Annotated in this window: 16 protein-coding genes; 8 read left to right on the top strand and 8 right to left on the bottom strand. The window is 61.3% G+C overall.

All coding sequences use genetic code 11. The annotated features are described in order from the left end of the window. Positions 1 to 152: 152 nt before the first annotated feature. The 3 genes from HKK54_RS07615 to HKK54_RS07625 all read right to left on the bottom strand — a co-directional run bounded on the left by HKK54_RS07615 (position 153) and on the right by HKK54_RS07625 (position 2,442). Entirely contained in the window at positions 153 to 1,166 is a 1,014-nt protein-coding gene (locus tag HKK54_RS07615; RefSeq protein ID WP_003217402.1) for an AI-2E family transporter, read from the bottom strand. A gap of 103 nt (positions 1,167 to 1,269) precedes the next feature. After that, positions 1,270 to 1,584, bottom strand: a complete 315-nt coding sequence (locus HKK54_RS07620) for a PsiF family protein (protein ID WP_010173948.1) — start codon at positions 1,582 to 1,584, stop codon at positions 1,270 to 1,272. Between the two features lie 63 nt (positions 1,585 to 1,647). Continuing rightward, positions 1,648 to 2,442 carry an AraC family transcriptional regulator gene (locus HKK54_RS07625; RefSeq protein WP_010173947.1) on the bottom strand — a complete coding sequence of 265 codons (795 nt, stop codon included), beginning with the start codon at positions 2,440 to 2,442 and terminating at the stop codon, positions 1,648 to 1,650. 97 nt (positions 2,443 to 2,539) lie between these two features. Here HKK54_RS07625 and HKK54_RS07630 point away from each other — a divergent pair, with 97 nt between their 5' ends. Continuing rightward, positions 2,540 to 3,415, top strand: coding sequence for a DMT family transporter (locus tag HKK54_RS07630; RefSeq protein WP_010173945.1), 876 nt, complete (start codon positions 2,540 to 2,542; stop codon positions 3,413 to 3,415). On the opposite strand, the gene HKK54_RS07635 is transcribed toward HKK54_RS07630, so the two are convergent. The 3 genes from HKK54_RS07635 to HKK54_RS07645 all read right to left on the bottom strand — a co-directional run bounded on the left by HKK54_RS07635 (position 3,412) and on the right by HKK54_RS07645 (position 5,320). Further along, entirely contained in the window at positions 3,412 to 4,302 is an 891-nt protein-coding gene (locus HKK54_RS07635) for an esterase/lipase family protein (RefSeq protein WP_010173943.1), read from the bottom strand. The genes HKK54_RS07630 and HKK54_RS07635 overlap by 4 nt on opposite strands. 69 nt (positions 4,303 to 4,371) lie before the next feature. Continuing rightward, positions 4,372 to 4,677 carry a DMT family transporter gene (locus HKK54_RS07640; protein ID WP_010173940.1) on the bottom strand — a complete coding sequence of 102 codons (306 nt, stop codon included), beginning with the start codon at positions 4,675 to 4,677 and terminating at the stop codon, positions 4,372 to 4,374. Between the two features lies 1 nt (position 4,678). Then, the gene (locus HKK54_RS07645; RefSeq protein WP_010173938.1) at positions 4,679 to 5,320 is read right to left on the bottom strand and encodes an FMN-dependent NADH-azoreductase; all 642 of its coding nucleotides are present in this window, start codon (positions 5,318 to 5,320) and stop codon (positions 4,679 to 4,681) included. A gap of 124 nt (positions 5,321 to 5,444) precedes the next feature. Between HKK54_RS07645 and HKK54_RS07650 the strand changes: the two genes are divergently transcribed. Together HKK54_RS07650 and HKK54_RS07655 are read left to right on the top strand one after the other, a co-directional pair. Then, complete coding sequence (locus HKK54_RS07650; protein ID WP_169389258.1) at positions 5,445 to 6,356, top strand: LysR substrate-binding domain-containing protein; 912 nt, start codon at positions 5,445 to 5,447, stop codon at positions 6,354 to 6,356. 98 nt (positions 6,357 to 6,454) lie between these two features. After that, positions 6,455 to 6,985 (top strand): ferritin-like domain-containing protein, encoded by a 531-nt coding sequence (locus HKK54_RS07655; RefSeq protein ID WP_010173935.1) that lies wholly within the window; start codon positions 6,455 to 6,457, stop codon positions 6,983 to 6,985. 47 nt (positions 6,986 to 7,032) lie between these two features. On the opposite strand, the gene HKK54_RS07660 is transcribed toward HKK54_RS07655, so the two are convergent. After that, the gene (locus HKK54_RS07660) at positions 7,033 to 9,102 is read right to left on the bottom strand and encodes an AsmA family protein (protein ID WP_169386493.1); all 2,070 of its coding nucleotides are present in this window, start codon (positions 9,100 to 9,102) and stop codon (positions 7,033 to 7,035) included. 368 nt (positions 9,103 to 9,470) lie between these two features. Between HKK54_RS07660 and HKK54_RS07665 the strand changes: the two genes are divergently transcribed. Together HKK54_RS07665 and HKK54_RS07670 are read left to right on the top strand one after the other, a co-directional pair. Then, positions 9,471 to 9,920: a hypothetical protein gene (locus tag HKK54_RS07665; protein ID WP_010173932.1), complete on the top strand. Its 450-nt coding sequence runs from the start codon at positions 9,471 to 9,473 to the stop codon at positions 9,918 to 9,920. 151 nt (positions 9,921 to 10,071) lie between these two features. Further along, positions 10,072 to 10,704, top strand: a complete 633-nt coding sequence (locus tag HKK54_RS07670; RefSeq protein WP_010173930.1) for a TetR family transcriptional regulator — start codon at positions 10,072 to 10,074, stop codon at positions 10,702 to 10,704. 1 nt (position 10,705) lies between these two features. Here HKK54_RS07670 and HKK54_RS07675 read toward each other — a convergent pair whose 3' ends face one another. Continuing rightward, positions 10,706 to 11,194, bottom strand: a complete 489-nt coding sequence (locus HKK54_RS07675; RefSeq protein WP_169386494.1) for a C40 family peptidase — start codon at positions 11,192 to 11,194, stop codon at positions 10,706 to 10,708. A 337-nt stretch (positions 11,195 to 11,531) separates the two neighbouring features. Between HKK54_RS07675 and ureE the strand changes: the two genes are divergently transcribed. From ureE to ureG, 3 genes are read left to right on the top strand one after another with little or no spacing between them, the layout of a single operon-like run. Then, the gene (ureE, locus tag HKK54_RS07680; protein ID WP_010173926.1) at positions 11,532 to 12,032 is read left to right on the top strand and encodes an urease accessory protein UreE; all 501 of its coding nucleotides are present in this window, start codon (positions 11,532 to 11,534) and stop codon (positions 12,030 to 12,032) included. Then, positions 12,029 to 12,703: an urease accessory protein UreF gene (locus HKK54_RS07685; protein WP_010173925.1), complete on the top strand. Its 675-nt coding sequence runs from the start codon at positions 12,029 to 12,031 to the stop codon at positions 12,701 to 12,703. Before ureE ends, HKK54_RS07685 begins: the two co-directional genes overlap by 4 nt. A 9-nt stretch (positions 12,704 to 12,712) precedes the next feature. After that, entirely contained in the window at positions 12,713 to 13,327 is a 615-nt protein-coding gene (gene ureG / locus HKK54_RS07690; protein ID WP_010173923.1) for an urease accessory protein UreG, read from the top strand. The last annotated feature ends 18 nt before the right edge of the window (positions 13,328 to 13,345 follow it).

The following is a 13,345-nucleotide window of genomic DNA, read 5'->3' on the forward strand; positions in this document are numbered from 1 at the left end:
TTGTCCCCCGTTGGGCTGCGAAGCGGCCCTATCAAGGTAAACGCATTTTTTCAGATTAAACGCGTTACCTGGTTTGGGGCCGCTTCGCAGCCCAACGGGGGACAAGCCCCCTCGCCACAACAGCCCTCCCGCCAAAGGGCCGGTGCTGGCTGTTAAACCATCCCCGCCAGCTTCAACTCGCTCTTCAAGTACGCATAATAAATCGGCCCAGCCACCACTCCCGGCAGGCCAAAGGCGGCTTCGAACACCAGCATCGCCAACAACAATTCCCACGACTTGGCACTGATCTGCCCACCGACGATGCGCGCGTTGAGGAAGTACTCGACCTTGTGGATGACGATCAGGTAACCCAACGCCGCCACCGCTACCCAGATCGACAGCGACAAGGCCACGATGGTGATCAGGGTGTTGGACATCAGGTTGCCGATCACCGGCAACAGGCCCAGCAGGAACGTCAGCACGATCAGGGTCTTGGTCAACGGCAGGTGGATCCCGCACAGCGGCAGCACCACGGCGAGGAAGATCGCGGTGAAGGCGGTGTTCAGTGCGGCGATCTTGATCTGGGCGAAGACGATGTTGCGAAAGGCCTGAACCAGCAGGTGCAGACGATCAAACAGCGCGGCGGCCAGGGGTTTGCGCTTGGTGAGGTCTGGCACGCGTTGCAGGGCGATGATCGCCCCCAGCACCATGCCGATCAGCAAGGTCACGAACATGTGCGCGGCGTCTTTGCCCACCAGCTGCAATTCGCTGAGGTGTTTGCTCAGCCATTCGCCGATGGCCACGCGGAACTCGGCGGCGCTGGCCGGCAGGTAGGCGTCGAGAAACGGCGGCAACTGGCCGCGCGCACGGTCAACCACGCCCATGAATTTATCGAGGGAAGCCCCCGGGTTTTCCGCTTCGTGCAACAGGAAGCTGATGGCCCCGGCAAAGATCAGGGTCAGGATGCTGACGATCAAGGTCCCCAGCAACGCCACCGCCAACCAGCGCGCACGCCGGCCTTCGATCAACCGCTGCAACTGCGGGGTGAGCATGTTGACCAGCTCATACACCAGCAATCCGGCCAGCAGGCTCGGCAGCAACTTCAACGGCAAAACCAGCAGCAGCCCGCCAAAAATAAGCACGCAACTGACCAACAACAACACGTGACGCTGAGAAAACGTTGGCATACAGCCTCAAAACGAACGGCGTTAAAGGATGCGCAGGAACGAGCATGCTCGCTCCTGCAGAGGGCTGTGTGCGAGTGTCGCAGCCTTCTATGGCACCCGGCTATTATTTCTTCAGGCAGGTGCTCATAAAGGTTTTACGCGCATCGCCGGTCAGTGCCTGTGTTTTCGCCGTGGCGTTGCAGTCTTTCATCTTCTGCTGCTGTGGCGTGAGGGTCTTGGCGTCGTTGGCGGCCGGAGCGGCCTTGAGGCAAGTACTCATGAACGCCTTGCGCTCATCACCGGTTTTGCCACTGGTCTTGGCTTCGGCGTTGCACGTGGTCATTTTTTGTTGCTGAGCCGTCTGTGCGGCAGTCGCGGCAAAGCCTTGGGAACACAGCAGCAGGCCCATCATCAACAGCGGAATACGCAGCATCTTCATGGAGTTTTCTCCCTGTTACCGTGCCGAGGGGCACGGCCTCCCCAGCAGTGTAGTCAAACCCTGTTACACCTTCCTACTGCGTATATTCGTTCGGCGGTACTGCTCCGGGGTACAGCCGGCCTGGCGCTGAAACATCGCGATAAACGCCGAGGCGGTGCTGTAGCCCAGGTCAAACGCCACTTCCTGCACGCTGCGGGGGCTGTCCAGCGCCTCGATGGCCGCCAGGAATCGCAGGCGCTGGCGCCATTCGCCGAAGCTCATCCCCAGGTCACGCGCAAATTGCCGGGCCAGGGTGCGTTCGCTGACATGCACCTGCTCCGCCCATTGGGCCAGCGCGCGGTTATCCCCGGGATCGGCTTGCATGCCCTCGAGCACACTGAGCAACCCGGGGCGGCTGGCGTACGGCAGGAAACAATCATGCACCGGCGCCTGCCTGAGCTGGTCGACCAACACTTGGGCCAGGCGTATATCGGCTTCACTCTCGGGAATATTGACATCACGGTCGGCGAAATCACTGAGGATCGCCTTGAGGATATCGCTGATGGCCAGGGTGCACGGCTGCGGCGGCAATTGCTCGCACAGCGCGGGCCCCAGGTACACCGAGCGGTAGACAATCGCCTGGGCGTTGTAGGAACTGTGTTGGGTGTTCGGGGGGATCCACACCGCGTATTGCGGCGGCGACATGAAGCGACTCCCGGCCACTTCAAAGCGCATCACGCCGCGGGCCGAGTAGTCCAGGGAACCCCAGGCATGCTGGTGCGCGCTGGCGTGGGTGTCAGCCTCGAACTCCGAATAACGGAAGTACACCGGGGACGGCAACTGGTCGAAATCGGGTAGGTTGATGTACTTCTTGAGCATGTTGTCTGGATACAAAGGTCGGATGGCTGGATCGAAGTATAGGCTTCGATACAGACAAAGGATAATCGCCCCTCATAGACGCAACTGGTTCTTCTCGATGCAATACGCTTATCCGTTATTGGCCATTTTTATCTGGGCCGGCAATACCGTGGTCAACAAACTCGCGGTAGGGACGATTTTCCCCGCCGAGATCGGCTTTTATCGCTGGCTGCTGGCCGGCCTGCTGTTTACCCCGTTCATGCTCAAGCCCGTCATCGCCAATTGGCCGCTGATTCGCCCTAATTTGGGCAAGATTTTCATCCTCGGCGTGCTGGGCATGGCGGTGTATCAGAGCCTGGCGTATTACGCCGCGAACCTGACCTCGGCCACCAACATGGGCATCATCCTCTCGTTGATGCCGCTGATGGCCCTCACCGCCGCAATCATCAGCCTCGGCCAGCGCCTGACCTTCGGCGCCCTCACCGGTGCCGTGCTGTCGTTCGCCGGTGTGGTGGTCGTCGTGTCGGCCGGCAGCCTCAGCGCCCTGCTGCAACACGGCCTGAACCTGGGTGACGCGATGATGCTGGTGGCCACCCTTGCCTACGCGGTCTACAGCACCCTGCTGAAAAAATGGCAGCTGCGGTTGCCGCCGCTGGTATTGCTGTATTTGCAGGTGCTGGTGGCGGTCGTGGTGCTGTTTCCGCTGTTCCTGTTCTCCGACAAGGCCGGCCTTGGCTGGTCGAACATCCCGCTGGTGCTGTATGCCTGCCTGTTGGCCTCGATGCTGGCGCCGTTGGCGTGGATGCACTCGGTGAAGACCCTGGGCCCGAGCCGTACCACGCTGTTTTTCAACCTGCTGCCGCTGATCACGGCGCTGATTGCGGCGGTGGTGCTGAAGGAGCAGTTGGCGATGTATCACCTGGTGGGTGGACTGCTGACGCTGGGCGGGGTGATTTTGTCGGAGCGTTGGACAACACCGGTCAGGCCAGGCTAAACCCCGGCCTCCTTCAGGCGCCGGGCATGCTCGACAAACAGCCGGATCGGCTCGGCGCCCTTGCCCACCAGTCCCAGGGACTGGTTGACGATGTCGAAGTGGTCCAGGGCGTAGTCATCGCCAATCACAGTGCCCAGATGCGAGCTGCAGCGGCCGACCATGCCGTCGCACTGGCCCTTCTCCCGCACAAAGGCTCTGGCGAACAACCGGCAACTGCGATTCGTCCCGTCCAGCAGGTTGCGGCCACGGTCCGTCTTGCCCGGTTGCAAGGTGCCGGACCAGGAGTAATAGCGCACGCCATTGACCTCCCCGGCGCCCTGCCCGCCCCAGGTGTCCGGGATGCCCTGGGGATACTGGCGATTGAACAAGGCCACGCCTTCGCTCGTCAGTGACTGGTGGGACGCATGAATGTCCGCCGCAAAACGCGGGCCGCGGTAGCCGGTTTCCAGCAGGCCCATCAGCACGCCGACCAGCCGCAGCAACACACTCAGGATACGCCCCCTGGCGCTGTGCGCCGGGTAATGGGTGTGGAAGTAATCCGCCAGTTCCGAGCCATGGTTGGGCCCGGCCACCGAGGTCACCGACGCCACCCAGTCCGGGCGTTTGGCCGCCGCATACCGCGCCGTCAGCGAGCCCTGGCTATGGCCGATCAGGTTGACCTTGTCGGCTCCGGTTTCCCGGCGAATCGTCTCGATCTGCGCCAGCAGCTGTTCGCCCCGCACCTCATTGGAATTGAGCGGAGCCACCTGTACCGCAAACACCTGCGCCCCGCCGGCACGCAGCGCCGGGACGATGCCGTACCAATACGGGTACAGCACCAGGCGCACAAACCCCAACATCCCCGGCACCAGCACCAGCGGATAACGTGTAGCCAATGACTGCGGCATGGAGCGAACGTCCTTGAAAGCGAGGCGATGGGCCCATCCTAGACCAGCCTCCGTGACCAAGCCATGACGCTACTTGAGGCCCACCACGCCGGCGACGATCAGCCCCACCGACACCAGCTTGATCAGCGTCAGGCTCTCCCCCAGCAACGCAAACCCGAGAAACACCGTGCCCAGCGAGCCAATCGCGGTCCAGATCGGGTAGGCGACGCTCACCGGCAACTCCCGCATGGCCAGGGTCAGGAAGTAGATCCCGCCCACGGCCGCGATGACGGTGATCAGCGATGGCCACAGCCGGGTGAAACCGTCGGCGTATTTCATGCTCATGGCAAAGGTCACCTCGAACCCGGCCGCAATCAGCAGGAAGAGCCAGGACACGTCAGAAGCTCCCTGCCAGGTCCCGCAACTGACCTTCGACCGCATCGCAGGAGCGGCGGAAAACGCTGGGGTCGGACTCTTCACCTTCAGCGGCAATCACCATGACGTCTTCGATGCCGATAAACCCCAAGGCGGTTCGCAGGTGCGGGTCGGCGTGATTCATCGCCTCGTTTTCACCGCCCGGGCCAAAGCCGCTGCCGCCGCGACTGGTGATGATCAATGCCTTTTTGCCCAACAGCAAAGGCTTGTACTGGGCAATGCCCTGGCTGTCCTGGGTGATGTCCACCGTCAGCCCCATACGCACGATCTGGTCGATCCAGGCCTTGAGGCCGCTGGGAATCCCGAAGTTGTACATCGGCACGGAAATCACCAGCAGTTCATGCTCGACCAACTCGCGGACCAGCTCATTGCTCAGTTGCAAATCCGCGTGCATGGCCAGGGGCATGGACTGGGGTTCGGGGTGGAAGCTGGCGGCAATAAACGCTTCGCTGACATGGGGAATCGACGCGCGGCCGACTTCGCGGCGGGTCAGGTGCGCGTCCGGGTTGGCGGTGTGCCAGGCGGCCAGAAACACCTCCGCCAGGCGCCGGGAATGGGAACGTTCGCCACGGGGGCTGGAATGGATCGCAAGCATTTTTTTCATCTGTAAGCCTTCACGCGTTAGACTCGGGCAACCTGAATGGCGGCCTCTCTTGCGCACAAATCTAGAGCCGGGCCGCCAGCCTCACAAATGAGCAATAGTTGCTTTGGATGAAATCATTTCATCCATGGAGCCCCACATGTTTGCCTCGCTGCCCCTGACCGCCCTGCGTGCCTTTGAATCGGCCTCGCGCCTGCTGAGCTTCAAGGCCGCCGCCCAGGAGTTGTCGGTGACACCCACAGCGGTGTCCCACCAGATTCGCTCCCTGGAAACCTGGCTCGGCGTGCCATTGTTCGAACGCCTGCCGCGCCAGGTACGCCTGACAGAGTGTGGCGAGCGACTGTTCAGCAGCCTGCATGGCGCACTGCTGGACGTAGCGCAAAGCGTCGACACCCTGCGACCGCAGCGCAGCGCCGGCCATCTCACCTTGTCCACCACGCCCGCGTTCGCCGCCTTATGGCTGGTGCCGCGGCTGGGACGCTTCTATGCCGCTCACCCGAACATCAACCTGCGCCTGGACACCAACTGCGCCGTCGTGGACTTGCAGCAAGATGCCAGCGTCGATTTGGTAATCCGCTACAGCCTGGACGACTACACGAACCTGCATGGCTTGTGTCTGTTCGACGAGTGTTTTGCGGTGTACGGCTCTCCCGAGCAGGTCGCCCTGGCCAGCCAGCGCACCCCGACCTTGATCAGCGTGCGCTGGCACAACTCCAGGCTCTACGCCCTGGGCTGGCAGGCCTGGTGCGAAAAGGCCGGGGAACACTGGCTGCAATCCGCCTCGCCACTGCGCGAATACGATGAAGAACACTATGCCCTGCAAGCGGCGATTGCCGGCCAGGGCCTGGTGTTGGCGAGCAATATCCTGGTCTCGGAAACACTCGCCAGTGGGCTGCTGGTGCCCTACCGGCCAGAGATCCGCGTCGACGGCGCCGGCTACAGCGCCCTGTGCGTACCGGGCCGCGAACGGCACCCGCCGGTCCGGGCGTTTTTTGAGTGGTTGCAGGAGGAAGCACGGCTGTCGGGGCACGCGTTGTAAAATCCGATAAAACTTTTTGCGTTGCCTGGGACTCACAACTTGGAGCGATCACGCCGGCAGAGCGTGGCGCAAAACCGGATTAGTACCAGGAGAATGAGATGACTGACTCACATTTGTCTGACGTAGCCACCTTACGTGAGCGCGCCCGCAAGAACGTCGAAAACGGTGCCGTAACCGAAGGCTATGACGCCGACCGCCAGGAAATCCTGCGCTTGCTCAACGAATCGCTGGCCACCGAGTTGGTGTGCGTGCTGCGCTACAAACGCCACTATTTCATGGCCAATGGCGTCAAGGCGCATGTCGCCGCCGAGGAATTCCTCGAACACGCCACCCAGGAAGCGGAACACGCCGACAAGCTGGCCGAGCGCATCGTGCAGCTGGGCGGCGAGCCGGAGTTCAACCCCGACCTGCTGTCGAAGAACTCCCACGCCCAGTACGTGGCCGGCAATACGCTGAAGGAAATGGTCTACGAAGACCTGGTCGCCGAGCGCATCGCGGTAGACAGCTATCGCGAGATCATTCAATACATCGGCGATAAAGACCCGACCACCCGCCGGATCTTCGAAGACATCCTGGCCCAGGAAGAAGAACACGCCGACGACATGGCGGATATTCTGCAGGACCTGTAAGCAACCGCCGCACAAAAAAAGGGGGAGCCAAATGGCTCCCCCTTTTTTTAGCCTTTCACCGTCTTCGGTGCCTTGCCTTCCCTCATCTGTTGCAGCAACGGCGCACACTGGTTCGGCTCATCGCCGCTCGGTGCCACCAGCGCCAGCAAGCCCGCCGCCGGCCCGGCAATAACCCCCAGTGCAACCATGCCCGCGCCACGCAACATCAACGGCACGGCTTTCACCCCGGCATTGGGCTTGATAAACGGCCCGTTGACGTACAACGGCGAGCGCAGGGAGAACAGGCGGAAGCCCTTGGACTCTGGCGTGATGGTCAGGTCCAACTGCTCGCTGGCCATGTTCGCCGTGCCATCGATGTAGATGATGGCGTTCTCGGTATCGAACACAAACAGGCGAGTCGTCGCCAGGCCGGACTTGATGCCAAAGTCGGCGGCCGCGCAGTTGATCTTCACTTCCTTGTCGCCAAACAGGCGGCCGACCACGTAGTTGCCGACGTTAAGCCCGGCGATTTCCATCAGCCCGCGGCTGATGGCGCCGTCGTTGATCAACATCTTCAGATCGCCATTCGACGTTCCGAGCAACGCCGCCACGGAGTTGCCGCGCCCAGAAATGTCCGCGTCACCGTTGAGTTCACCAAAGCTGGTTTTCATCGGTTCGAAGGTTGGGAACAGCTGCTTGAGCTTGAAATTCCGCGCGGTGAGTTTGGCCTGGCCTTCCATCGGCGTGGTACGCCCGTTGAGGCGGATCTGCGCGTCTAGCTTGCCGCCCGCCACGCCGAAACGCAGGGGCTCGAGGCTCAACTGACCATCGTTCAGCACCAGGTGGGTGTAAAGGTCAGTGAACGGCAGCTCGGCACTGTGGACGATGCGCTTGCCGGTGAATTCAACATCGGCATCCATGTCGCGCCAGCGCTCGGTGCGGAACTCTTCCACCGGCAGCACTTTGGTTGCCGGCTGCTTGCTTTCGCCGCCACGGGCTTTTTGCTTGGCGTTGGAATCGGCGCCAATCAATGGCGCGAGGTCAGTCATCAGCAGTTGGTTGGAGACCAACGCGCCCGTGAGCTTGGGCCGTGGCTGGCTGGCGACGTAACCGAGGTTGCCGTGGATATCACTGTTGCCGATCTTGCCGTTGAAGTTTTCATACTGGAACGACGCGCCGCTGGCTTCGTGCAGCTTGGCGATCAGGTGGCCGTCGGTGGAATAGGCCGGCGAATCCGGCAGCGTCACGCCGGTGAGCGGATACAGGTTGCCCAGGCTGCTGCCCGAGAGTTTGAGGCGCAGGTCGAGGGCGCCGAGGTTCATTGGGTCGGTCAGGGTGCCGGCCAGCGCGATGCTGGTGTCGCCGATCCTGGCCTGGGCTTGCAGCGGGAACGGCTTGGCCGCGTCCTGCAATGCCAGCAGGCCACCGATCTTGCCAGTGCCATCGAGTTTCTGGCCGTGGTATTGGCCTTTGACCTTGAGCCCGAACGCGTAATCCTGCGGCGCCGAGCCTTTTTCCAATGCTTTCTTGGCATCGGCATCGCCGACGATTTCGCCGAAGGGAATCGGCTTGCCGAGCAAATCGATCACCACGTCGAGTTGGGTCTTGAGGGTTTGATCGTCGAGGGTCACGTGGCCTTTGTCGAAGCCGATCGCGCCGATGTCCACCACCCAGCTGGACGGTTCGGCGTCGGGGTCCTTGGGGTCGAACTTGAAGGTCCAGTTGGCGCGGCCGTCGGCCAGGCGCTGCAACTGTGCACTCGGTTCGGTGAGGTCGATCCGCGGGATCACCACGCGCTGGGCCAGCAACGCCAGGGGCGAAATGCGCAGCTCCACACGCTTGAGGGTGACCATCTGCGGGGTTTTCGACCAGTCGGGATTACCCAGGGTCAGGTCTTCGGCAATCACATGGGGCCACGGAACCCAGGCGCGCCAGCCGCCTTCATCGGGCTCGCGCTGCCACACCACCGCCAGGTTGCCGTTGATGGCAAAGGCGCGGTGCAGCTCTTCGGAGACCTTGGCATTGAGTGGCGGCTTGATCCGGTTCCAGTCAAAGAACACCAGGACCAACACCACAATGGCGATTAACAAAGCGAAGCTGGCGCAGCTCCAGGCGAGAATTTTACGAGTGCGCGTCATTGCACAGGACTCCAGGTTACGACTGAGCGGGCGCCTTGCGGCGCACGTTTTGACTACAGCTTATATGGCTACGACTGACAAACGGCGCGGGGGTTTAACCCCATTGAAGAATTACCCGTAAAAACCGCGTTTCCTGACCAACTCGACAGTTTCTATCATCGACGGCGCACCGTTGTTACCCACGATCGTGTCGAAAATACCCACCACGGTGCAAAAGCGCGGGCTTGAGACCTGCGAGATAGAGCCCTCGCCGAGAACAATCAATTCTGTTGATTATTACCATTGTGTTTATGAACTTTTATATCGACTTATCAAGAGTAGCATTAGCCCTGTACCCAATTTATCGCCCTCCCAAGGAGCAACCCATCATGAAACGCCAATTACTCGCAAGCTTTGTACTTTCCGTCCTGGCCACCAGCGCATTTGCCCTGCCAGCGGCTGAACAGGCCACACCACAAGTGAAAGCCGACGCTTCCCACGTTAGCCAAACCCTGGCGCGCAGCGGTGCTTCGGACAAGAACAACACCGACTACAACGGCAGCATCACTGAAAACGGTTCGGAACAAGCCAACAAACGCGCTTACACCGAAGGTGTTGCTGAAGGCGGCCGTGATCGCCTTGAACAGAAAGGCCTGGTTGAAGGTGGCGCTGATCGCCTGATGGAACGCAACGCTGTTGCCGAAGGTGGCCGTGATCGCCTGGAACAGAAAGGTCTGGTTGAAGACGGTTCGAGCCGTGCCAACAAACGCGCTTATGCCGACGGCGTAGCGGAAGGCGGTGCTGACCGTCTGCAAGAACTGCATCAAGCACAGAGCTAAGCCCGTGCTGGCCCTGGAAAAAAGCCCGATCACCCGATCGGGCTTTGACTTTGTGTGAACCGCAACGCCCTTCTCCCTTTTGAAGTTCGACGCTGGCAAAGCTGATTTGCTAGAGTGCGTCGCTGTCCTTGTCCACAAAGCCCGCCTGCCAATGCTGCCCCGTGCCGAACAGAAGCAACAGACCCGACTCGCCCTGATGGACGCAGCCCGCCATCTGATGGAGTGTGGCCGTGGGTTTGGCAGCCTGAGCCTGCGTGAAGTGGCCAAGACCGCCGGCATTGTGCCCACCGGTTTCTACCGTCACTTTGCCGATATGGATCAACTGGGCCTGGTATTGGTCAGTGAAGTCGGCCAGACCTTCCGCGCGACGATCCGCCTGGTGCGCCACAATGAATTCGTGATGGGCGGCATCATCGATGCCTCGGTGCGGATTTTCCTCGATGTGGTCGCCGCCAACCGTTCGCAATTCCTGTTCCTGGCCCGTGAGCAATACGGTGGCAGCCTTGCCGTTCGCCAAGCCATCGGCGCCTTGCGCGAAGACATCGCCAGCGACCTCGCCGCCGACCTGACCTTGATGCCCAAGCTCCAGCACCTGGATGCTGACGGCTTGCACGTGATGGCCGACCTGATCGTCAAGAGCGTGTTCGCCACCCTGCCCGACATCATTGACCCGCCCGCCGAAGCGCTGCCGTCCCATCTCACGCCCCAGGCCAAGATCACCCAGCAACTGCGCTTCATCTTTATCGGCCTCAAGCATTGGCAAGGCCTGGGCAGCACCGAATAACTCAGCGCACGGCGTGAAACCGCTTGGCGGTGGTGTAGTTCCTGCTCCAGTAACGGTTGGCCAGCGAATCGATGCGCACACTTTTGCCCGTACGTGGCGAGTGAATGAACTTGCCTTCGCCTATATAAAGGCCGACATGGCTGACCTGGCCACGCCCATTCCCCCTGAAAAACACCGCATCACCCGGTTGCAGTGCATCGCGCTTGACCGTGGCTGCCGTTGAGCGGTGCATCGCAGCGGTGGTGCGTGGCAGATGAATATTGGCTTCGGTCTTGAACAGGTACACCAGGAAACTGCTGCAATCGAAACCCTGGGCCACTGACGTCCCGCCCATCCTGTAAGGGGTGCCCAACAGAGAATGGGCGCGATCAATCACGCTGGTGATGGAAGATGATGCCTCCAGTGAGACCGGGCGCTGGAGGTTGGCCGAGGCGGATGAAATGGCCAACGACAGGCTGACAATCAGTAAACAGAAAAATGACTTGTACATGGTGGAAACCGCTGTGGATTAAATACGGAGCGGAATCCTAATGAAGCAGCACGTAATCCAATGAACTCCGAATCCTTTAACTGCGTGGGAAAAATCCGAAACAATTCGATTTCCATAAAGATGAAAGAAATTTCACGCGCCGCTTACTGCATTTCAACGCCGAACGCCCGAATCCAGTGCTATAAATCCCGTCACGCACCAAAATGAAACATTTTGGAATAATTTCCTGCGCCATCAGGTGGCACAAGCCGCCTGCCTACAGGGAATTCCCACTCCCCGCGTGGTTGGCAAGACCCTTGCTCTAGCTTGCTTATCGCTCATAGCTGGAAGCTTTCTGATGCTGGTGATCCACCGCCGAATCGCCCCCGAACCCGTCTGGGCCGCTGAGTTGCTGCTGAACTTCGAAGCCCGCAGCAAAAGCCGCTTGCGCTGTTTCAGTGCCGACGGAGAAGACGTCGGCCTGTTTCTGGAGCGCGGCCAACCGCCGCTGCACGATGGCGAATTCCTACAGGCCGAAGACGGACGTGTCGTACGCGTGTGTGCCCGCCCTGAACACCTGCTGCACGTCACCTGCAGCAGTGCCTTCGAACTGACCCGTGCCGCCTATCACCTGGGCAACCGGCACGTGGCCCTGCAAGTGGGTGACGGCTGGCTGCGCCTGCTCGATGACTACGTGCTCAAGGCCATGCTCGAGCAGTTGGGTGCGACGACTGAAACCATCGAAGCGCCGTTCCAGCCGGAACACGGCGCCTATGGCGGCGGCCATCATCATTCCCGCCATGGCGACGAAGACTTCAACTACCCGCCCAAGCTGCACCAGTTCGGCGTACGTCTATGAACCCAGCCTGGGCGCTGTTGCGTCTGGCCAGTCCGCAGCTGCCGATTGGTGGCTACAGCTATTCCCAGGGCCTGGAAATGGCCGTGGAGCAAGCGCGCGTGACCGACCCGGCGAGTGCCGGGCGCTGGATCAGCGATCAACTGCTGTTCAATTTGGCGCGCTTCGAGGCGCCGCTGTTGCTCGCGCACTGCAAGGCCGCAGCCGAAGAAGACTGGCCGCGCCTCGCGCAGTTGTGTGAAGAGCACCGTGCCAGCCGCGAAACCCGCGAGCTGTATCAGGAAAGCCGGCAGATGGGTTATTCCCTGGCACAACTGCTCAACGGCTTGCCGGAGCTGGACGCCGCCGCCCGGGATTTTCTGGCGCAACGCGGCGAACCTCATCTCGCACTCGGCTGGGCGCTGGCCGCCCGCGCCTGGCAGATCAGCCCCGACGACGCCCTGGCCGCCTGGCTGTGGAGCTGGCTGGAAAACCAGTTGGCAGTGCTGATGAAAACCCTGCCCCTGGGCCAGCAAGCCGCCCAGCGCCTGACCAGTGAACTGCTGCCGCTGCTGCAACAGGCTCAGCAGGATGCCAGCCAACTCGACCCCAATCACTACGGCAGCGCCGCGTTCGGCCTGTCCCTGGCGTGCATGGCCCATGAGCGCCAGTACAGCCGCCTGTTCCGTTCCTAGGAGAAGCATATGAACACACAACCCCTGCGCGTCGGCATCGGCGGCCCGGTCGGCTCCGGCAAGACCGCCCTGACCCTGGCCCTGTGCCTGGCCCTGCGCGACCGCTACAACCTGGCGGTGGTCACCAACGATATTTATACCCGCGAAGACGCCGACTTCCTGGTGCGCAACCAGGCCCTGGCGCCCGAGCGCATCATCGGCGTGGAAACCGGCGGCTGCCCGCACACCGCAATTCGCGAAGACGCCTCGATCAACCTCGAGGCGGTAGACCAACTCAACCGGCGCTTTCCCGGCCTGGACCTGATCCTGGTGGAATCCGGCGGCGACAACCTGTCGGCCACCTTCAGCCCGGAACTGTCGGACCTGACCATCTACGTGATCGATGTGTCCGCTGGCGACAAGCTGCCACGCAAGGGCGGCCCGGGGATCTGCAAATCCGACCTGCTGGTGATCAACAAGATCGACCTGGCACCACTGGTGGGCGCGTCCCTGGAGCTGATGAACAGCGACACCCAGCGCATGCGCGCAGGCAAACCCTTTGTCTTCAGCAATCAGAAAACCGGCGTCGGCCTGGAAGAAATCGTCGCCTTCATCGAACGCCAGGGCTTGCTGACCGCAGCCTGACCACCCCCAACAAGGAGC

The organism is Pseudomonas sp. ADAK13, from assembly GCF_012935715.1.
Classification (GTDB): Bacteria; Pseudomonadota; Gammaproteobacteria; order Pseudomonadales; family Pseudomonadaceae; genus Aquipseudomonas.

What these genes read in the sequence shown, in the direction of transcription:
- HKK54_RS07650 (WP_169389258.1), top strand. Translation starts at nt 5,445, where the DNA reads ATGGAGCCCCACATGTTTGCCTCGCTGCCCCTGACCGCCCTGCGTGCC.
- HKK54_RS07660 (WP_169386493.1), bottom strand. Translation starts at nt 9,102, where the DNA reads ATGACGCGCACTCGTAAAATTCTCGCCTGGAGCTGCGCCAGCTTCGCT.
- HKK54_RS07620 (WP_010173948.1), bottom strand. Translation starts at nt 1,584, where the DNA reads ATGAAGATGCTGCGTATTCCGCTGTTGATGATGGGCCTGCTGCTGTGT.
- HKK54_RS07675 (WP_169386494.1), bottom strand. Translation starts at nt 11,194, where the DNA reads ATGTACAAGTCATTTTTCTGTTTACTGATTGTCAGCCTGTCGTTGGCC.
- HKK54_RS07685 (WP_010173925.1), top strand. Translation starts at nt 12,029, where the DNA reads ATGAACCCAGCCTGGGCGCTGTTGCGTCTGGCCAGTCCGCAGCTGCCG.
- HKK54_RS07635 (WP_010173943.1), bottom strand. Translation starts at nt 4,302, where the DNA reads ATGCCGCAGTCATTGGCTACACGTTATCCGCTGGTGCTGGTGCCGGGG.
- HKK54_RS07630 (WP_010173945.1), top strand. Translation starts at nt 2,540, where the DNA reads ATGCAATACGCTTATCCGTTATTGGCCATTTTTATCTGGGCCGGCAAT.
- ureE (WP_010173926.1), top strand. Translation starts at nt 11,532, where the DNA reads ATGCTGGTGATCCACCGCCGAATCGCCCCCGAACCCGTCTGGGCCGCT.
- HKK54_RS07670 (WP_010173930.1), top strand. Translation starts at nt 10,072, where the DNA reads ATGCTGCCCCGTGCCGAACAGAAGCAACAGACCCGACTCGCCCTGATG.
- HKK54_RS07625 (WP_010173947.1), bottom strand. Translation starts at nt 2,442, where the DNA reads ATGCTCAAGAAGTACATCAACCTACCCGATTTCGACCAGTTGCCGTCC.
- HKK54_RS07665 (WP_010173932.1), top strand. Translation starts at nt 9,471, where the DNA reads ATGAAACGCCAATTACTCGCAAGCTTTGTACTTTCCGTCCTGGCCACC.
- HKK54_RS07655 (WP_010173935.1), top strand. Translation starts at nt 6,455, where the DNA reads ATGACTGACTCACATTTGTCTGACGTAGCCACCTTACGTGAGCGCGCC.
- HKK54_RS07645 (WP_010173938.1), bottom strand. Translation starts at nt 5,320, where the DNA reads ATGAAAAAAATGCTTGCGATCCATTCCAGCCCCCGTGGCGAACGTTCC.
- HKK54_RS07615 (WP_003217402.1), bottom strand. Translation starts at nt 1,166, where the DNA reads ATGCCAACGTTTTCTCAGCGTCACGTGTTGTTGTTGGTCAGTTGCGTG.
- ureG (WP_010173923.1), top strand. Translation starts at nt 12,713, where the DNA reads ATGAACACACAACCCCTGCGCGTCGGCATCGGCGGCCCGGTCGGCTCC.